The following is a 17,135-nucleotide window of genomic DNA, read 5'->3' as shown; positions in this document are numbered from 1 at the left end:
GCGGTGCGGAAGGCGCGCTGGAGGGGGCCTCCGCCGACGCGGCGGCCGTGGGCCGTGGTGACGGCGCTGCGGAGGGCGAGCCGGAGCCGGTGCACGCACGGGCCGACGCCGATGTGACGCCCTCGGCGGGCGGGCACGGCGGGGAGGCGGCCGGGACCGGCCCCGACAGGGCCGAAGGGAGCGAGGGGGCACAGGGGACCCAGGGGGGCGACCAGGACGACGTCAAGGGCGACGACGGCGGCAACCGGTTCACCGTGCGGCTGGACAACTTCGAGGGACCCTTCGACCTCCTCCTCCAGCTGATCTCCAAGCACAAGCTCGACGTCACCGAGGTCGCCCTCTCCAAGGTCACCGACGAGTTCATGGCCCACATCCGCGCCATGGGACCGGACTGGGACCTCGACCAGACCACCGAGTTCCTCGTCGTCGCCGCGACCCTGCTGGACCTCAAGGCGGCCCGGCTGCTGCCTGCCGCCGAGGTCGAAGACGAGGCGGACCTCGCCCTGCTCGAAGCGCGCGACCTGCTCTTCGCCCGGCTGCTCCAGTACCGCGCCTACAAGCAGATCGCGGACATCTTCAGCGACCGGCTGACCGCCGAGGCCGCCCGCCACCCCCGTACCGTCGGCCTGGAGCCGCACCACGCCGAACTGCTCCCCGACGTCGTCATCAGCATCGGCCCCGAGGGCTTCGCCAAGCTGGCCGTCAAGGCGATGCAGCCCAAGCCCAAGCCGCGGGTCTACGTCGACCACATCCACACCCCGCTGGTCAGCGTCCGGGAGCAGGCCGAGGTGGTGGTCGCGCGGCTGCGGGAGCTGGGGGAGGCCACCTTCGGCACGCTCACCGAGGACGCTCCCGACGTCCTTACGGTCGTCGCGCGCTTCCTGGCCCTCCTGGAGCTGTACCGGGAGCGTGCGGTCCTCCTCGACCAGCCGGAGGCGCTCGGGCCGCTCATGGTCCGCTGGACGGGCGAGGCGGGGCGGCAGCCGCTGGTCACCGACGAGTTCGACCAGGAGGCCGGGGCCCGGCCCCGGACGGCCGGGGGCCGTGAGGGGATGGCCGGGCCCCGCAAGGAGGCGGCCGGGCCCGGGGAGGAGACGGCCACGCCCGAGAAGCAGAAGGAGGAGGTACCGAGTTGAGCGAGCAGCGGACACCCGCCGGACTCTCCGAGGTCGCCGACCTGGACCTCAAGCCCGCCCTGGAGGCCGTCCTCATGGTCGTCGACGAGCCGGCCACCGAGGAACACCTCGCCAAGGTGCTGGAGCGGCCGCGCCGCGCCGTCGCGGACGCGCTGCGCGAGCTGGCCGACGAGTACGCGGCGCAGGGCCGGGGCTTCGAGCTGCGGCTGGTCGCGGGCGGCTGGCGCTACTACACGCGCCCCGCCTACGCCGCCGCCGTCGAGGGGTTCGTCCTGGACGGTCAGCAGGCCCGGCTCACCCAGGCCGCTTTGGAAACCCTCGCGGTGGTCGCGTACCGTCAGCCGGTCAGCCGTTCCCGGGTCTCGGCCGTCCGCGGCGTCAACTGCGATGGCGTGATGCGGACCCTCCTGCAGCGGGGTCTGGTCGAGGAGGCGGGCACGGAACCCGAAACAGGTGCGATCCTGTACAGGACGACGAACTACTTCCTGGAGCGGATGGGCCTGCGGGGGCTGGAGGAGCTCCCGGAGCTCGCGCCGTTCCTCCCCGAGGCGGACGCGGTGGAGGGCGAGTCCCAGGAGGGCGTGCCGTCGTTCGATCCGGACGCCATCGACGGCGATGCACCATACGACGGCGTTGAACACCGAGCCGGCAGCGGCCACTCTCAGACGGAAACTTGATGCGAAGCAGCGGCAGGAACAGCAGGGGCAGCGGTAGCGGCGGCAAGAACTACCGGGGCGCGGGGAACCGGCGTGACGAGAAGCAGCAGCGCGCCGGCCGCCCCCGCCCCGAGGAGCGCCGCTACGACGTGGGCGGCGGCCCCCAGCAGGGCCCCCAGGCGGGGGCCAAGGGCGGGCCCAAGGGCGGTGCCAGGGGTGGCGGTCCCAAGGCGGGCGGTCCCAAAGCGGGCGGCGGCCGTGGCCGCAAGCCGGTCCCGGCCCGGCCGCGCGAGTACGAGGCGCAGATAGAGGAGCGCAACCGCGCCCGCCACGACAAGCCGCGGGTCAAGCTGCCCAAGACCTTCGGCGAGCCGGAGGGCGAGCGGCTCCAGAAGGTCCTCGCCCGCGCCGGTATGGGGTCGCGCCGTGCCTGTGAGGAGCTGATCGACCAGGCCCGGGTGGAGGTCAACGGCAAGATCGTGACCGAGCAGGGGATGCGCGTCGACCCCGAGAAGGACGAGATCAAGGTCGACGGGCTGACCGTGGCCACCCAGTCGTACCTCTTCTTCGCGCTGAACAAGCCCGCCGGCGTCGTCTCCACCATGGAGGACCCCGACGGCCGCCAGTGCCTGGGCGACTACGTGACCAACCGCGAGACCCGGCTCTTCCACGTCGGACGGCTCGACACCGAGACCGAGGGCATCATCCTGCTCACCAACCACGGCGAGCTGGCCCACCGCCTCACCCACCCCCGCTACGGCGTCACCAAGACCTATCTCGCCGCGATCCAGGGACCGCTGCCGCGCGACCTCGGCAAGCGGCTGAAGAACGGCATCCAGCTGGAGGACGGCTACGCCCGCGCCGACCACTTCCGGGTGGTGCAGAACACCGGCAAGAACTACCTGGTCGAGGTCAGCCTGCACGAGGGCCGCAAGCACATCGTGCGGCGGATGCTCGCCGAGGCCGGTTTCCCGGTCGACAAGCTGGTGCGGACCGCCTTCGGCCCGATCGCGCTCGGCGACCAGAAGTCGGGCTGGCTGCGGCGGCTGACCAACACCGAGGTCGGCATGCTGATGCGCGAGGTCGACCTCTGAGGTCGTGTGCTGAGGTCGCTCTGAGGTCGTGCTCTGAGGCTGTGGGCACCTCACGGGCCCCTCGGGGCGCCGGCGGCCCCGGCCGCCGGCGCCCCGCCGGTTCCGCCGCGTCTCGCCCAGCGGTCGCCCCGGGAGCCTGTCGGACCCCCTCGTTAGGCTGATCGGGAGCGCGGCCGGTGACGCACGCGGCGCGCGCCCGACGACGACAGGCACAGCGCGCAGCAGGGAGCGAGACGTGGCGGTACGAGCGGTCCGCGGGGCCGTCCAGCTGGAGCGGGACGAGCCGGAGCACCTGCACGAGCGGGTCTCCGCGCTGCTGACCGCGATCCTGGAGCGCAACGACCTGGACCCCGACGACCTGATCAGCGTGTGGTTCACGGCCACCCCGGATCTGCACAGCGACTTCCCCGCGGCCGCCGCCCGCAAGCTGGGCATCACCGACGTACCGCTGATCTGCGCCCAGGAGCTGGACATCGAGGGGGCCATGCCCCGGGTGGTCCGCATCCTGGCGCATATCGAGACCCCCCTGGCCAAGTCCGACGTCGCCCATGTCTACCTCGGCGCCGCCGCCTCCCTCCGCAAGGACATCGCCCAATGAGAACCGCCCTCGTCATCGGCACCGGCCTGATCGGCACCTCCGCCGCGCTGGCCCTGGCCGGCCGCGGGGTCCATGTGCACCTCGCCGACCACGACGCGGACCAGGCGCGCACCGCCGAGGCCCTCGGCGCCGGGACGCAGGGCGAGCCCGACGGGCCGGTGGACCTGGCGATCGTCGCCGTGCCGCCGGCGTACGTGGCCGCGACGGTGGCCGACGTGATGCGCCGCGGCCTCGCCCGCGGCGTCCTGGACGTCGCGAGCGTCAAGGGCGGCCCGCGCCGCGAGCTGGAGGCCCTCGGCTGCGACCTGACCCGCTACATCGGTACGCATCCGATGGCGGGCCGGGAGCGCTCCGGGCCGCTGGCCGCCACCGCCGACCTCTTCGAGGGGCGGCCCTGGGTGCTCACGCCCACCGCCGGCACCGACACCGAGGTGCTCAACCTCGCGCTCGAGCTGGTCGCGCTGTGCCGGGCCGTGCCCGTGGTGATGGAGGACGAGGCCCACGACCGGGCGGTGGCGCTGGTCTCGCACACCCCGCACCTGCTGTCCAGCATGGTCGCCGCGCGGCTGAAGGACGCCGACGAGACGGCGGTGCGGCTGTGCGGCCAGGGCATCCGCGACGTCACCCGGATCGCGGCCTCCGACCCCGCCATGTGGATCGACATCCTCTCCGCCAACCCCGGCCCGGTCGCCGATGTGCTCGCCGCCGTCGCCACCGACCTGGAGGAGACGGTGCGAGCGCTGCGGGCGCTGCAGTCCGCCGACGAGGCCAAGCGCGGCGACGGCGCGGCCGGTATCGAGGACGTGCTGCGCCGGGGCAACGCCGGGCGGGAGCGGGTGCCGGGCAAGCACGGCGCCGCCTCCGCCGTCTATGAGACGGTGACGGTGCTCATCGGCGACCAGCCGGGCGAGCTGGCCCGGATCTTCGCCGACGCGGGCCGGGCGGGCGTCAATATCGAGGACGTCCGGATCGAGCACGCCACCGGGCAGCAGGCCGGTCTGATCCAGCTGATGGTCGAGCCCTCGGCGGCCCCGGGGCTCACCCAGGCCCTGCGGGAGCGGGGCTGGTCCATCCGGCAGTAGCGGGCGGCGGAGCGCCGTACCGGGGCCGGGCACCCGCCCCCGGCCCCGAGGCCGTCCCCAGGGGTGCGAACCCGCCCCGGCCAAGCCAGTAACCTTGTCCGAGGCTCACATGGCCCGTTCAGTTCAGCCCCGTGCACAGGAAAGGTGTCCGACACCGTGGAAACCGCCGCCCGGACCGCCCCGGCAGCAGTGATTGTCGCGATCGACGGCCCCGCAGGCACGGGCAAGTCCAGCACCTCGAAGGCCGTCGCCGCCAAGCTGGGCCTGGGCTACCTGGACACCGGCGCCCAGTACCGGGCGCTCACCTGGTGGATGGTGACCAACGGCATCGACGTCAACGACGCCGTCGCCGTAGCCGACGCCGCCGCCAAGCCCACCATCGTCTCCGGCACCGACCCGGCCGCCCCGACGATCACCGTCGACGGCACCGACGTCTCCGGGCCGATCCGCAGCCAGGAGGTCACCTCGCAGGTCAGCGCGGTCAGCGCGGTGCCCGAGGTGCGGGCCGTGATCACCGAGCTGCAGCGGACCATCGCCGCCGAGGCGCCGCGCGGCATCGTGGTCGAGGGCCGGGACATCGGCACCACGGTCCTCCCGGACGCCGACCTCAAGGTCTTCCTGACCGCCTCCCCGGAGGTCCGGGCGGCCCGCCGCAGCGGTGAGCTGAAGGGCAAGGAGGCCACCGACCTGGCCGCCACCCAGGCCGCGCTGGCCAAGCGGGACGCCCTGGACTCCGGCCGTAAGACCTCGCCGCTGGCCAAGGCGGACGACGCGGTCGAGGTGGACACCTCCGACCTGACCCTCGACCAGGTCATCGAGTGCGTCGTCACCCTCGTCGAGGAGAAGCGGACCGCCGCGTGAGCGCCTCCGACACGGCACTTCCCAGCGCGGCCGGGGCCGTCGCGGCGCGGCGGATCGGCATCGGCCTGATGTACGGACTGTGGCGGCCCCGGGTGCTGGGCGCCTGGCGGGTCCCGTCCGCCGGGCCCGTCATCCTGGCGGGGAACCACTCGCACAACATCGACGGCCCGATGCTGATCGGCACCTCGCCGCGGCCGGTGCACTTCCTGGTCAAGAAGGAGGCGTTCACCGGCCCGCTGGATCCGTTCCTGCGCGGGATCGGCCAGCTGAAGGTGGACCGTACGACCGCCGACCGCACCGCGATCGGGCAGGCCCTGGGGGTGCTGGAGCGCGGCGGGGTGCTGGGCATCTTCCCGGAGGGCACCCGCGGCGACGGCGACTTCGCCTCGCTGCGCTCGGGGCTCGCGTACTTCGCCGTGCGCTCCGGGGCGCCGATCGTGCCGGTCGCGGTGCTCGGCACCGCCGAGCCGCGCGGCGGCGGCCGGACCAGGGCGCTGCCCCGGCTGCGCAGCAGGATCGACGTGGTGTTCGGGGACCCCTTCGAGGCGGGGGACGGAACCGGCAGGCGGACGCGGGCGGCCCTGGACCAGGCCACCGAGCGCATCCAGAAGCGGCTGGGCGCGCATCTGGACGGCGCCAGGCGGCTGACCGGCCGCCCAGACCAGACATGAGACCCGCGAGCCCATAGCGGCGGCCCGCGGCACTGAGGGACGACGAGGAAATCTTCATGAACGACCAGATCCACAGCGGCGGCGACGAGCACGGGGAGCTTGGCGACGCCGAGTACGCGGAGTTCATGGAGCTCGCCGCGCAAGAGGGCTTCGACCTGGAGGACGTCGAGGGCGACCTGGCCGCGGCGGGGCACGGCCCGCTGCCGGTGCTGGCCGTCGTCGGCCGCCCCAACGTCGGCAAGTCCACCCTGGTGAACCGGATCCTCGGCCGCCGTGAGGCGGTCGTGGAGGACCGCCCCGGGGTCACCCGGGACCGGGTGACCTACGAGGCCGAGTGGTCCGGCCGCCGCTTCAAGGTGGTCGACACCGGCGGCTGGGAGCAGGACGTGCTCGGCATCGACGCGTCCGTGGCGGCCCAGGCCGAGTTCGCGATCGAGGCCGCCGACGCGGTGGTGTTCGTCGTGGACGCGACGGTGGGCGCCACCGACACCGACGAGGCCGTGGTCAAGCTGCTGCGCCGGGCCGGAAAGCCGGTGGTGCTGTGCGCCAACAAGGTCGACGGGCCCAGCGGTGAGGCGGACGCCGCGATGCTGTGGTCGCTCGGCCTCGGCGAGCCGTACCCGGTCTCCGCGCTGCACGGCCGCGGCACCGGCGACATGCTCGACGCGGTGCTGGAGGCGCTGCCCGAGGCCCCGGCCCAGACCTTCGGGGCGACGGTGGGCGGACCGCGCCGGATCGCCCTGATCGGGCGCCCGAACGTCGGCAAGTCCTCACTGCTGAACAAGGTCGCGGGCGAGGAGCGGGTGGTCGTCAACGAGATGGCGGGCACCACCCGCGACCCGGTCGACGAGATGATCGAGCTCGGCGGCATCACCTGGAAGTTCGTCGACACCGCCGGTATCCGCCGCCGGGTCCACCTCCAGGAGGGCGCGGACTACTACGCCTCGCTGCGCACCGCCGCCGCGGTGGAGAAGGCGGAGGTCGCGGTCGTGCTGATCGACGCCAGCGAGTCCATCAGCGTCCAGGACCAGCGGATCGTCTCGATGGCCGTCGAGGCCGGGCGCGCGCTGGTCATCGCGTACAACAAGTGGGACACCCTCGACGAGGAGCGCCGCTACTACCTCGAGCGGGAGATCGAGACGGAGCTGGGGCAGATCCAGTGGGCGCCGCGGGTGAACGTCTCGGCACGCACCGGCCGCCACATGGAGAAGCTGGTCCCGGCGATCGAGACGGCGCTGGCCGGCTGGGAGACCCGGGTCCCCACCGGGCGGCTCAACTCCTTCCTCGGTGAGATCGTCGCCTCCCATCCGCATCCGATCCGCGGCGGCAAGCAGCCGCGGATCCTCTTCGGGACGCAGGCCGGGACCCGGCCGCCGCGGTTCGTGCTCTTCGCCTCGGGCTTCCTGGAGGCGGGCTACCGCCGCTTCATCGAGCGGCGGCTGCGCGAGGAGTTCGGCTTCGAGGGGACGCCGCTGCAGATCTCGGTGCGGGTGCGCGAGAAGCGCGGCCGCAGGAAGTAGCGGCCGCGCGGGGGCTCCCGCCGCCCTCGGCCCGGCCGGGCCGTCAGTAGGTGGGCCCCCGCTCCTCACCCCGGCCGGGCGGCAGGGCGGGGACATAGCCGCGGTGGTACAGCTCGTCGGGGTGCCACGCCCCGCCGTGGCCGTCCGGGCGGCCGTGGCCGCCGCCGATGAGGCCCCGGGGCTGGCCGATGGCGGCGAACGCGACGAACTCCATGTTCTCCTCGTCAGAACGGTCGCCGGGCAGCGCCCGGAACAGCCGGCGGTACTCCGCGTACAACGCGTCGTAGATCGGCGTGGCGGAGTGGTGCCAGGGGTCGGGCGCCGCCTCGAGCGCGGGGCGCATGGCCGGAATGCAGCCGTATGAGGGGGAACGGTAGGAGAGGTCGTATGCGTGCACGTATGTGCCAACGACCCGGCCGCCCGTCGGATGCGGCATCGGTGGCGAATGGGCTGCCCACCATGGGTCGGGGAGGTCCGGGCCGGCGGCGCCCATGGCGGTCATGTGCCCGCGAGCGGCATCGACGCGCCGACCAGCGCCCCGCGCGCCGCGGCCCGGTCCAGCGCCGCGCGCAGCTGGTCCTCGCGCGGCTGGGTGCCGATCGTGCCCGCCGCCGCGGCGTAGACCAGGACCTTCCTCGATCGGCCGACGGCGCTCCGCCAGCCCTCGCTGAGCGGCATCGGGCTGTGCGCCTGCCACCAGGCCACCGGGCCGCCGCTGTGCGGCCCCGGCATCAGCACCGCGTGCAGCCGCCCCATGGCCAGCAGCACCGACCAGCCGGGGTTGGGCGCGGGCGGCCGGCTCAGATCGACCACCGGGGCGAACCCCTGTTCGCCGAGGAGCTGGAGGAAGTCGTCGCCGTGCCCGGCCGCACCGGGGCGGATGATCGGCGCGGTCGGCTCCACCACCAGCGCCGGGCACGCCTCCTGGCCGACCAGCACCACCCCGCTGGTGACGCCGAGCACCGCCTGCTGGACCACCGGCGCGTGGTCGGCCGGGCCGCCGACGGGCGAGGTGGCCGGGCCGGCCGGAGCGGCCGGGGCGGGAACGCGCGGCGCGGAAGCCCGCGGCACGGAGTGCGCCGCCGGAGCGTGCTGCACGGACTGCACGGACTGCACGGACTGCGATTGCGCGGAGTGCGCGGGCGACACGGGCTGCACGGGCTGTACCGGCGGCACGGTGTGCGCGGTGTGCGCGGGCGGTGCGTGCGGCGCCTCGGCGGCCGGTGGCGCGGCGTCCTCTCCCGTGATGGACCGCACCGCGCCGCGCAACTGCTCTTCGGAGACCGGGACGACCTGGGAGGGAACGCAGGTGGCGTGCGCGAAGGCCAGCACGGCCGTCTCCTGCCCCACGAACAGCACGGTGCTGGTCCGCTCCTGCTCGGTGTTGCCGGGGGTGCGGCAGGACGTGCAGTCGTAGGCGCCCGGGGCGTTGTCCCCGGCGAGCAGCCGGTCGGCTTCTTCGTCGCCGATCTCGGCGCGTACGTCATCGCTGACGTCGAGCATGCGCGGCACGGGTGGCTCCTCGGTCTCGGTGGGCGAGCCGGGCGGTTCCCGGCTCATACGTAGACAACGGGCCATGCGGGGCGGGGGTCACGCGCCCCCGGCGGCTCCGGGGAGCGATGCGCCTGGGGGCCGGATGGTTCCCTCAAGCCGCTACCGATTTCACATCTGTTGGAGCACAAGAAGGTGAGGAGACCCAACCTCATGCCGCTTTTAGCGGTCTGACACTGTGATAGGCGGACGACACACCCGTCCGCGGGGAAGCAGTGGGATACGGGGTCGGATGCACATCTCTTTCCTGATTCACAACGCGTACGGGATCGGCGGGACGATCCGGACCACATACAACCTCGCCCGCACCCTGGGGGAGCAGCACGATGTGGAGATCGTGTCCGTCTTCCGCCACCGCGACCAGCCGGTCTTCGACCCCGGTCCGCACGTGCGGCTCAGCCATCTCGTGGACATCCGGAAGAACAGCCCGTCCTACGACGGCGCCGACCCGGACCACAGCCGGCCGGCGAAGGTCTTTCCCGTGGCGGAGGGCCGCTACAAGCAGTACAGCGCCCTCACCGACCGCCGTATCGCGGACCATCTCCGCCGGGTGGACGCCGATATCGTTGTCGGAACCCGTCCCGGGCTCAATGTCCACATCGCCCGCGAGGCCCGTCGCGGCCCGGTACGGGTCGGCCAGGAGCATCTGACGCTCAGCACCCACTCCAAGGGGCTGAAGCGGGCGCTGCGCGCGGTCTACCCCCGGCTGGACGCGGTGACCACCGTGACCGAGGCCGACGCGAAGACCTACCGCAGCCAGATGCGGCTGCCCGGGGTGCGGATCGAAGCGGTCCCCAACAGCGTGCCCGAGCCCGGTCTGGAGCCCGCCGACGGCACCGGCAAATGGGTGATCGCGGCCGGCCGGCTGGCCCCGGTCAAACGCTACGACCTGCTGATACGCGCCTTTGAGAAGGTCAGCGCGGCCCGCCCCGACTGGCGGCTGCGGATCTACGGCGGTGGCGCCCAGCACGCCAAGCTGCGCGCCCTCATCGACGAGCTCGGCCTCTACAACCACGTCTTCCTGATGGGCCCGGCCAATCCGCTCGACCCCGAGTGGGCCAAGGGCTCCATCGCCGCCGTCACCTCCAGCATGGAGTCGTTCGGCATGACCATCGTGGAGGCGATGCGCTGCGGCCTGCCCGTGGTGGCCACCGACTGCCCGCACGGGCCCGCGGAGATCATCGACAACGGGGTGGACGGCCGCCTGGTGCCCACCGGCGACGTCGACGCCATCGCCGCCGCGCTGCTCGACCTCGTCAACGACGACGAGCTGCGGCAGCGGATGGGACAGGCGGCGCTGAAGGACTCGGCCCGCTTCGACCCCTCCCGGGTGGCCGGGCGTTACGAGACGCTGTTCTCCGGTCTGATCGCCCGCAGCGGCCTGCGGGGCTCCCTGCACCGCGCCCGCGGCTCCCTGCTCAGCGGCGCGTTCATGACCAAGGACTCGCTGCGGAAGGTGCGTGTCGCATGAGCACAACAGCGCAGGCAGCTCAGCATGCCGAGGAGGACAGGATGACCGAGGCCGCCGAGGCCGCCCCCGCCCGCGCCGACTGCGTGGCGGACTCCGCCGGTGGACTCACCTTCCACATCGCCGGCTGGACCCGTCCCGCCCCGGGCAGCTACGACGACTGGAGCGGGGCGCTGGTGCTGGTCCGCCGGGGCGCGGCGGACAGCCCCGACGGGGAGGTGCGGCTGCCGCTGGGCCCCACCGCGGACGGCCGGCTGCAGGCGGCCCTGCCCAGCACCGTCGCGCTGCCCGAGGGCCGCTGGGACATCCACGTGGCGTACGGGGAGGAGGAGCCGCAGCGGCTCGCCCCGGGCCTGAACGATCTGCGCTCGCTCGTCGACCGCCGGCCGGGGCCGAGCACCTCCCCGCTGTCGGTCCGCATCCCGTACGCCACCAAGCACGGCAATCTCTCGCTGCGCAGCTGGCGGCGGGCGCCGCACGCCGAGGCCGGGGATATACGGCTGGAGGACGACACGATGGCCGTACGGGGGCGGCTGTACCGCGTCGAGTCTCCGGCCGACTGGCTGGCCGGGGCGGTCGTCGAGGCCCGCTGCCGCCGGGGCGCCGTTCCGGTGCGGACGGCCCCGCTGGAGGTGGACGGCCCGGACTTCTCCTTCACGCTCTCCTACCCCGAGCTGGCCCGGAGCTGGGACGGCGACCGCGCGGACGTCTGGGACCTGTGGCTGCGCCCGGCGGACGAGGCCATGGCCCCGGCGCGGCTCGCCCGCATCCTGGACGACGTGGCGGACAAGAAGGAGATCTTCACCTATCCGCCGCGGACGGTCGCGGGACCGCACGGGGAGGTGCAGGCGCAGCCGTACTACACCCGCGGAAACGATCTGGCGGTGCGGATCGGTCCACCGGCCTGATCCGCCCGGCCGGTCGAGGACCGCCGACCGGCCCGGCCCCTGAGGACTGCCTCGGCCCTTGAGGGCCGCCGACCGCTCCGGCCCTTGAGGACCGCCGACCGCTCCGGCCCTTGAGGGCCGCCGACCGCCCGGGCCCCTTGAGGACCGTAACGGTCCTCAAGGGCTGGCAGACTCGGCCGCATGCTGGAGACCTCGGCCCGCCTGCTCCGCCTGCTCTCCCTGTTGCAGGCCCACCGCGAATGGTCCGGCGCGGATCTCGCCGACCGGCTCGGGGTCACCCCGCGCACCGTCCGCCGCGACGTCGACCGGCTGCGCGAACTCGGCTACCCGGTGCGCTCCGCCCCGGGCACCGGCGGCGGCTACCAGCTGGGCGCGGGCGCCCAGCTGCCGCCGTTGCTGCTCGACGACGAGGAGGCGGTGGCGGTCGCGGTGCGGCTGCGCCAGGCGGCCGGGGGCGGGGTCGAGGGCATCGAGGAGACCTCGGTACGGGCCCTGGCCAAGCTGGAGCAGGTGCTGCCCGACCGGCTGCGCCGCCGGGTGGGCGCGCTGACCGCCTTCACCGTGCCGCTGTCCGGCTGGTCCCCCGGCCCCGGGGCGGATCCCGGGGTGCTGACCGAACTGGCCACCGCCTGCCGGGACTGCCGGCGGCTGCGCTTCGAGTACCGCGATCACGGCGGTACGGTCACCCGGCGCACCGCCGAACCGTACCGGCTGGTCGCCGCGCAGCGCCGCTGGTACCTGGTCGCCTGGGACGTCGACCGCGACGACTGGCGCACGTACCGGGCCGACCGCATCACCCCGACCCCGCCGCACGGCCCCCGCTTCACCCCGCGCCGCCCGCCCGCCGACGACCTCGCCGCCTATGTGGCCCGGGGCATCACCAGCTCCGTGTACAGCCGACGGGCCACCGTGCTGCTGCGGGTGCCCGCCGAGCGGGCGGCCGAGCGGTTCCCGCCCACGGTGGGGGTGGTGGAGGCCGTCGACGAGCACAGCTGTCTGCTGCACACCGGCGCCCACAGCCTCGATCTGCTGGCGCTCCACATCGGCTTGAGCGGTTTCGACTTCGAGGTGCGCGAGCCGGACGCGCTGAACGACCACATCCGGGCGCTCAGGGACCGCCTGGACCGAGCCCTGGGCTGATCGCGCCCCGCGGCCCCAGCCGCTGGTCCTTCCTCAGCTCCCGGCCGGCCACCGCCCACAGCATCGGCGCCTCCAGGGACACCGAGCCGATTGAGCGGGACGTAGCCGGTCCCGCCGAAGTCCGCGCCGCCCCCCGGCACCAGCAGACTGGCCACCACCATCAGCCCGCCGAACAGGTACAGCCAGTACGAGAGCGCGTTGAGGCGCGGGAAGGCCACGTCCGGGGCGCCGATCCGCAGCGGCATGAGCTGTCCCGGCGTCACTCCCTCGGGGGCAGCAGCGGGCCGAGTGGGCCAAGGTCCAGATTGAGATCCGAGGGCGCGATGCCGTAGCGCTCGCAGAGGGTGCCCATCCGGTCCTCCAGCAGCATCAGCGTCAGCCCGATCCGCTCCTCCTGGTCCTCCGTCAGATCGCCCTGGTCCACCCGGCGCAGCGCCTGCCGCTCCATCAGCTGGCGCAGCAGCTCGACGACGGTCAGCACCAGCTTCATCAGGTCGCGTTCGACGGTGTCCTGGTCCAGCTCCAGCTTCCGGCTCACGGTTCCTCCCAGGGGGACGGCACATCGGCGTTCACCGAGCTGATGAGCGCGCGCAGGTCGATGCGGACCAGATCGACGTCGGCGATCCGCAGGGTCAGATCGCCGGTGATCACCACTCCGCCGGCGAGCAGCCGGTCCAACACGTCCACCAGGGCGATCTGCTGGTGGGCCAGGGGGCCCGACGGTGCCGTCGTCATCCGTCCGCCCCCGCGCTCCCGGCGCCGTCGTCGTCGGCGGTGAAGGAGTACGGCGCCCACGGGCCGGTCAGCTCCACCCGCAGCCCGGTGGCCCGCTCGGCCAGCCGGCCGACCCGCTCGGCGAAGCCGGCGCTGTCCTCCCGCCGCACCAGATACGCGGCGTTGAGCACATTGCGGTCGGACTCACCCGACAGCTTGGGATCCTGCGGCGGATGCAGCCGGTGCCGCTCGGCCAGCCCGGTCAGGGTGTCGTGCACCAGCCGCGCCCCCTCCTCCGTCTGGCCCCAGCGCCGCTCGGCGGCCTGCCGCTGCGCCTTGCGGCGGCGCAGATAGTCGCGTCCGGACAGGGCGGTCGGGGCGCCCCGCCCCCCGGCGGGCGGCTGCCCGGCGGGCGGCTCCTCGGGCGGGGGCGGCGCGGCGTACACCTTGACGCCCCATTCGACCCGGCCCTCCAGCCGGTCCAGCGCCGAGGCGAACCGCTCCCGTCCGTCCGCGAGCATCCGCCGCAGCCCCTCCTCACCACGGCAGACGGTGGCCAGCCGGACCGGTATGACACAGGAGTCGGCGCCGGCGGTGTCGACCACCCGCTGATGGGCGCGGGCCACCTTCTCCAGCCACGCCATGTCCTCCAGCCGCTCCCGCAGCGGGCCCTCGTCGAAGTCCTCGGTCGGTACGTCGCCCGCCAGCACGGCCAGGCCCAGATGGCGCACGGCGCGCACCGGCTCGCCCGCCACCCCGGGCACCCCCTCCAGCGCGGCGAGGGCGTCCGGGCCGGCTTCCGGGGCACCGGTGTCGCGTACGACGGCGTAGGCGTACCGCAGTCCTTCGGTCATGCGGGGTTCTCCTCGCTCCCTCCGCCGGTCACCTCGGTCCGGGCGCGTGAGGAGAGCGACGGGTCGTGCTCCCACCAGTCGATGCCCATCTCCTTCGCCTTGTCGACCGAGGCCACGATCAGTCGCAGCTTGATCGTGAGAAGTTCGATGTCGAGCAGATTGATGCGGATGTCGCCCGCGATCACCACACCCTTGTCGAGCACCCGCTCCAGGATGTCGGCGAGGTTGGCCCCGCCCTCGCCCCGGGCGGCCAGCCCGGACGGCCCCGGGGAGCCGAACGACGAGGCCGGGGAGGTGTACGCGCCGCCCGTCGGGGCGGCACCGCCCCGGGTGGTCACAGCGTCCCGTTCGCCCACTGGCGAGCCTCCTCCAACCGGTCGAGCAGCGCGTCCTCCTGCCGCTCGAACTCCTTCTCGTCGATCGCGCCCTGGTCGAGCCGGCTCTCCAGCTCGGCCAGGGCGCGCTGGATGGCGGCCGGGTCGTAGTACTCCCGCTCCGCGGCGGCGACGACCTGCCTCAGCACCCAGCCGATCATCAGCATCAGGACTCGACGAAGCTGTACGGCGGCAGGGGGCCGTTGACCCGCAGCTTCAGCCAGGGGTGGGTCTTCTCCAGGTCGGCGGCGGCCGTCAGCAGCGGATCGGCGGCGTCCTTGCCGAGCAGCAGGGACAGGCTCAGGAACCAGCCGCCGCTCTCCGGCCCGGGGCGCACCTCCTCGGCCGCCGGGGCCAGCGCCTCCTCCACCAGCTTGGCGTCCCGCACCTCGCGCGCCCGGACCGCCCCCGCCACCAGTTCGCCGAAGCGCACCCGTTCCTCGTAGGTGCCGCCGCCCGCCGCGCGGTTGGCCTCCGCCATCGCCCGCAGCTCCGGCTCCTCGGCGAGCACGTGATGGAGCACCGCGTTCTCGTCGTGCACGGCCTTGACGTTGTACTCCACCCGGTCGGTCAGCCGGTTCAGCTGGTCGTGGTACCGGTCGGCGTGCTCGGCCAGCACACCGCGGACGTCCTCGTCGCTGGAGGAGACACTGCCGAACCGCATGGGCAGCACCGGATGGGAGTCGCTCACCTCGGCCAGCACATGCTGATGGGCCAGCAGATCGCGGCGGCGCGGCTTGAGTTCCGGCGGACAGTCGCTGACGATCGCGGCCAGATCGCCCTCGTTCAGCGCCCGGACCGGCAGCGGCGGATCGCCGATGCCCAGCAGCCGGTCGCCCAGGTCCGTGACCTCGCCGCGGGCGATGCCGTAGACATACGTACTCATGCCGACTCCTCGGACTTCTTCGGCGCCGCCTTGCGGGCCGGACGCCGACGGCGCGGCTCCTCCTCGTCCTCCTCCGCCGGCCTGATCGCGTCGGCCACGGACTGGGCGGCCTTGGAGACGGTTTCACCGGCACCGGACAGCGCGCCCTTGGTCTTGGAGCGCGCGCCGTTCTCGGTGATGCCCTCGACCACCTCGGGCAGCCCGGGGGACTTGTTCGGGCCCGACTCCAGGTCGAGCCGGTTGCAGGCCTCGGCGAACCGGAGATAGGTGTCGACGCTCGCCACCACGATCCGAACGTCGATCTTGAGTATCTCGATGCCGACGAGGGAGACCCGGACGAACGCGTCGATCACCAGCCCTCGGTCGAGGATGAGTTCCAGGACGTCGTACAGGCCGCTGGTGCCGCCTCCGCCTCTGGATTGCTGTGCCGGGACAACAGTGGTCATGTCAGGTGTGCTCCTCTCGTTTCCGTGGGGCGTCCGGCCGTCCCGCCGTCAGCGGCGGTCGCTGCGCCCGCGCTCGTAGCGGCGCAGCCGGCGGTACCCGGTGAGAAGGCCGTCCGGGTCGAGGGTCACCTCGTACAACGCCATCAGGCTCATCGTTTCCGGTACCCGGGCCAGCTCCACCACCTCGGCCTCCAGCACCCACCCGTCGTCGGTCCGCTCCAGACGGGGCAGGGACTCGGGGTACAGGCCCGTCAGCTCCACGAGCTGCTCGCGGGCGGCGCGCAGGAGTGCCAGCGGGGTCGGGCCGCCGGTCGCCGTGTTCTCGTGCGTCTCATCGGATGTGTCAGTCATGTGGGCTCCGGTGGCGGCGGGTACCGCGTCCGGGTGGGCGTAAACCTCGACGGGTCCGGCCTCGGCGATTTGTGGTGGAATTGTGCGCTCCGGAGGGGTCCGGGCGTTGCTTTTCCGGCCGCTGTGCGAATTGTTCGGCAGATCTCACCGGCGCCCCGCCGCCCATAGCGGAGCGGGCCGTTTGGCGCGGGATATCGACGGAAACTCACCGTCATCTTCGAGGCGTCAACACAAGCCCCGGAAGAGTGAGGAAGTCGCCCGCAAACCCGGGCGTGTTTTCTGTAACACAAGTGTGACGAATGGCGGACGTGAGACGCATGAGGCGGTGTCCGCCGGTGGCAACTCTGGGTTTGCCACTCCTATGGAGCCGCCTACGGTGGCTGTCATGGGACCTGTACCGAACCTTCCGGCCGAACCCGACGACGACCTCGACAGCTATGTGGGCCTCGATGCCCGTACCGCCGAGGAGCGGGCCCGCGCCCGCGGCTGGACCACCGTACGGACGCTTCCGCCGGGCGCGATCATCACGATGGAGTATCTGCGGGGGCGGATCGACTTCGAGGTGGACGAGGGCACCGTGAAGCGCTGCTGGCGCGGCTGACCCGGCCCCCCTCGGCTCCCTTCGCGCCCCCTCCGGCTCCCTCCGGCTCCCCGGTCCCCGTACGCGCCGGGGCGCCCCGGCGCGGCGCCACGCCCCCGCGCGCACCACGGCCACGGCCCCGGACGCGCTCGCTGGAGCGTCCGGGGCCGTGGCCGTGGTGGCCGTGGTGGACGTGTGACCGGTGCGGGGAAGGGGCGTGCGTACCGCTCCCCGCGGCCCGGTGC

Annotated in this window: 22 protein-coding genes and 1 pseudogene; 12 read left to right on the top strand and 11 right to left on the bottom strand. The window is 73.4% G+C overall.

The features are described 5' to 3' along the window. The first annotated feature begins 113 nt into the window (after positions 1-113). The 8 genes from AXW62_RS34885 to der all read left to right on the top strand — a co-directional run bounded on the left by AXW62_RS34885 (position 114) and on the right by der (position 7,618). Positions 114-1,136 carry a segregation and condensation protein A gene (locus AXW62_RS34885; protein WP_079115935.1) on the top strand — a complete coding sequence of 341 codons (1,023 nt, stop codon included), beginning with the start codon at positions 114-116 and terminating at the stop codon, positions 1,134-1,136. Continuing rightward, a complete protein-coding gene (gene scpB, locus AXW62_RS34880; protein ID WP_060947967.1) occupies positions 1,133-1,813 on the top strand; it encodes an SMC-Scp complex subunit ScpB in 681 nt (226 codons plus the stop codon). Before AXW62_RS34885 ends, scpB begins: the two co-directional genes overlap by 4 nt. Next, a complete protein-coding gene (locus AXW62_RS34875; RefSeq protein ID WP_060947966.1) occupies positions 1,813-2,886 on the top strand; it encodes a pseudouridine synthase in 1,074 nt (357 codons plus the stop codon). Before scpB ends, AXW62_RS34875 begins: the two co-directional genes overlap by 1 nt. Positions 2,887-3,121: 235 nt before the next feature. Continuing rightward, entirely contained in the window at positions 3,122-3,484 is a 363-nt protein-coding gene (aroH, locus tag AXW62_RS34870) for a chorismate mutase (protein WP_030833096.1), read from the top strand. Then, complete coding sequence (locus AXW62_RS34865; protein ID WP_060947965.1) at positions 3,481-4,566, top strand: prephenate dehydrogenase; 1,086 nt, start codon at positions 3,481-3,483, stop codon at positions 4,564-4,566. The genes aroH and AXW62_RS34865 overlap by 4 nt, the downstream gene beginning before the upstream one ends. A gap of 156 nt (positions 4,567-4,722) precedes the next feature. Continuing rightward, a complete protein-coding gene (gene cmk, locus AXW62_RS34860) occupies positions 4,723-5,427 on the top strand; it encodes a (d)CMP kinase (RefSeq protein WP_037646744.1) in 705 nt (234 codons plus the stop codon). Continuing rightward, positions 5,385-6,098, top strand: a complete 714-nt coding sequence (locus AXW62_RS34855; protein WP_078962058.1) for a lysophospholipid acyltransferase family protein — start codon at positions 5,385-5,387, stop codon at positions 6,096-6,098. Before cmk ends, AXW62_RS34855 begins: the two co-directional genes overlap by 43 nt. 56 nt (positions 6,099-6,154) lie before the next feature. Further along, the gene (gene der / locus AXW62_RS34850) at positions 6,155-7,618 is read left to right on the top strand and encodes a ribosome biogenesis GTPase Der (RefSeq protein ID WP_030833110.1); all 1,464 of its coding nucleotides are present in this window, start codon (positions 6,155-6,157) and stop codon (positions 7,616-7,618) included. Between the two features lie 43 nt (positions 7,619-7,661). Here the strand turns inward: der and AXW62_RS34845 are convergent, their stop codons facing one another. After that, positions 7,662-7,961, bottom strand: coding sequence for a hypothetical protein (locus tag AXW62_RS34845; protein ID WP_037646695.1), 300 nt, complete (start codon positions 7,959-7,961; stop codon positions 7,662-7,664). A 155-nt stretch (positions 7,962-8,116) separates the two neighbouring features. Next, positions 8,117-9,130 (bottom strand): DUF8842 C-terminal domain-containing protein, encoded by a 1,014-nt coding sequence (locus AXW62_RS34840; RefSeq protein WP_060947963.1) that lies wholly within the window; start codon positions 9,128-9,130, stop codon positions 8,117-8,119. Positions 9,131-9,401: 271 nt separating this feature from the next. Here AXW62_RS34840 and AXW62_RS34835 point away from each other — a divergent pair, with 271 nt between their 5' ends. The 3 genes from AXW62_RS34835 to AXW62_RS34825 all read left to right on the top strand — a co-directional run bounded on the left by AXW62_RS34835 (position 9,402) and on the right by AXW62_RS34825 (position 12,685). After that, a complete protein-coding gene (locus AXW62_RS34835) occupies positions 9,402-10,640 on the top strand; it encodes a glycosyltransferase family 4 protein (RefSeq protein WP_060947962.1) in 1,239 nt (412 codons plus the stop codon). A 41-nt stretch (positions 10,641-10,681) separates the two neighbouring features. Beyond that, the gene (locus AXW62_RS34830; RefSeq protein ID WP_060947961.1) at positions 10,682-11,545 is read left to right on the top strand and encodes a hypothetical protein; all 864 of its coding nucleotides are present in this window, start codon (positions 10,682-10,684) and stop codon (positions 11,543-11,545) included. Positions 11,546-11,725: 180 nt separating this feature from the next. Next, on the top strand, positions 11,726-12,685 hold the full coding sequence (locus tag AXW62_RS34825) for a helix-turn-helix transcriptional regulator (protein WP_060947960.1): 960 nt from the start codon (positions 11,726-11,728) through the stop codon (positions 12,683-12,685). Positions 12,686-12,768: 83 nt separating this feature from the next. Here AXW62_RS34825 and AXW62_RS44225 read toward each other — a convergent pair. The 9 genes and pseudogenes from AXW62_RS44225 to gvpO all read right to left on the bottom strand — a co-directional run. Next, positions 12,769-12,936, bottom strand: a pseudogene (locus AXW62_RS44225) (cbb3-type cytochrome c oxidase subunit I); the annotation flags it as partial. A gap of 8 nt (positions 12,937-12,944) precedes the next feature. Continuing rightward, positions 12,945-13,223 (bottom strand): gas vesicle protein K, encoded by a 279-nt coding sequence (locus AXW62_RS34820; RefSeq protein WP_060947959.1) that lies wholly within the window; start codon positions 13,221-13,223, stop codon positions 12,945-12,947. Further along, entirely contained in the window at positions 13,220-13,420 is a 201-nt protein-coding gene (locus tag AXW62_RS34815) for a gas vesicle protein (protein ID WP_060947958.1), read from the bottom strand. The genes AXW62_RS34820 and AXW62_RS34815 overlap by 4 nt, the downstream gene beginning before the upstream one ends. Beyond that, on the bottom strand, positions 13,417-14,253 hold the full coding sequence (locus AXW62_RS34810) for a GvpL/GvpF family gas vesicle protein (RefSeq protein ID WP_060947957.1): 837 nt from the start codon (positions 14,251-14,253) through the stop codon (positions 13,417-13,419). Before AXW62_RS34810 ends, AXW62_RS34815 begins: the two co-directional genes overlap by 4 nt. Further along, positions 14,250-14,609: a gas vesicle protein gene (locus AXW62_RS34805; protein ID WP_244503329.1), complete on the bottom strand. Its 360-nt coding sequence runs from the start codon at positions 14,607-14,609 to the stop codon at positions 14,250-14,252. Before AXW62_RS34805 ends, AXW62_RS34810 begins: the two co-directional genes overlap by 4 nt. Next, the gene (locus AXW62_RS34800; RefSeq protein ID WP_370595036.1) at positions 14,588-14,776 is read right to left on the bottom strand and encodes a gas vesicle protein GvpG; all 189 of its coding nucleotides are present in this window, start codon (positions 14,774-14,776) and stop codon (positions 14,588-14,590) included. Before AXW62_RS34800 ends, AXW62_RS34805 begins: the two co-directional genes overlap by 22 nt. 17 nt (positions 14,777-14,793) lie before the next feature. Beyond that, entirely contained in the window at positions 14,794-15,513 is a 720-nt protein-coding gene (locus tag AXW62_RS34795) for a GvpL/GvpF family gas vesicle protein (RefSeq protein WP_060947955.1), read from the bottom strand. After that, positions 15,510-15,959, bottom strand: coding sequence for a gas vesicle structural protein GvpA (locus AXW62_RS34790; protein WP_030833146.1), 450 nt, complete (start codon positions 15,957-15,959; stop codon positions 15,510-15,512). The genes AXW62_RS34795 and AXW62_RS34790 overlap by 4 nt, the downstream gene beginning before the upstream one ends. Before the next feature lie 48 nt (positions 15,960-16,007). Further along, positions 16,008-16,310, bottom strand: coding sequence for a gas vesicle protein GvpO (gene gvpO / locus AXW62_RS34785; RefSeq protein ID WP_030833149.1), 303 nt, complete (start codon positions 16,308-16,310; stop codon positions 16,008-16,010). Positions 16,311-16,695: 385 nt separating this feature from the next. Here gvpO and AXW62_RS34780 point away from each other — a divergent pair, with 385 nt between their 5' ends. Further along, positions 16,696-16,911: an I78 family peptidase inhibitor gene (locus AXW62_RS34780; RefSeq protein WP_030833151.1), complete on the top strand. Its 216-nt coding sequence runs from the start codon at positions 16,696-16,698 to the stop codon at positions 16,909-16,911. Positions 16,912-17,135: the final 224 nt, after the last annotated feature.

Source organism: Streptomyces hygroscopicus subsp. hygroscopicus, from assembly GCF_001553455.1.
GTDB lineage: Bacteria > Actinomycetota > Actinomycetes > Streptomycetales > Streptomycetaceae > Streptomyces > Streptomyces hygroscopicus.
Note: the sequence above shows the minus strand (reverse complement) of the source record. Positions and strands in the feature narration are given on the sequence as shown.

Excerpts from the sequence above, each read along its gene's own strand:
- AXW62_RS34780 (WP_030833151.1), top strand. The coding sequence starts at position 16,696 with ATGGGACCTGTACCGAACCTTCCGGCCGAACCCGACGACGACCTCGAC.
- AXW62_RS34795 (WP_060947955.1), bottom strand. The coding sequence starts at position 15,513 with ATGAGTACGTATGTCTACGGCATCGCCCGCGGCGAGGTCACGGACCTG.
- AXW62_RS34835 (WP_060947962.1), top strand. The coding sequence starts at position 9,402 with ATGCACATCTCTTTCCTGATTCACAACGCGTACGGGATCGGCGGGACG.
- AXW62_RS34815 (WP_060947958.1), bottom strand. The coding sequence starts at position 13,420 with ATGACGACGGCACCGTCGGGCCCCCTGGCCCACCAGCAGATCGCCCTG.
- AXW62_RS34865 (WP_060947965.1), top strand. The coding sequence starts at position 3,481 with ATGAGAACCGCCCTCGTCATCGGCACCGGCCTGATCGGCACCTCCGCC.
- AXW62_RS34790 (WP_030833146.1), bottom strand. The coding sequence starts at position 15,959 with ATGACCACTGTTGTCCCGGCACAGCAATCCAGAGGCGGAGGCGGCACC.
- AXW62_RS34825 (WP_060947960.1), top strand. The coding sequence starts at position 11,726 with ATGCTGGAGACCTCGGCCCGCCTGCTCCGCCTGCTCTCCCTGTTGCAG.
- der (WP_030833110.1), top strand. The coding sequence starts at position 6,155 with ATGAACGACCAGATCCACAGCGGCGGCGACGAGCACGGGGAGCTTGGC.
- AXW62_RS34845 (WP_037646695.1), bottom strand. The coding sequence starts at position 7,961 with ATGCGCCCCGCGCTCGAGGCGGCGCCCGACCCCTGGCACCACTCCGCC.
- gvpO (WP_030833149.1), bottom strand. The coding sequence starts at position 16,310 with ATGACTGACACATCCGATGAGACGCACGAGAACACGGCGACCGGCGGC.
- AXW62_RS34875 (WP_060947966.1), top strand. The coding sequence starts at position 1,813 with ATGCGAAGCAGCGGCAGGAACAGCAGGGGCAGCGGTAGCGGCGGCAAG.
- AXW62_RS34830 (WP_060947961.1), top strand. The coding sequence starts at position 10,682 with ATGACCGAGGCCGCCGAGGCCGCCCCCGCCCGCGCCGACTGCGTGGCG.
- AXW62_RS34810 (WP_060947957.1), bottom strand. The coding sequence starts at position 14,253 with ATGACCGAAGGACTGCGGTACGCCTACGCCGTCGTACGCGACACCGGT.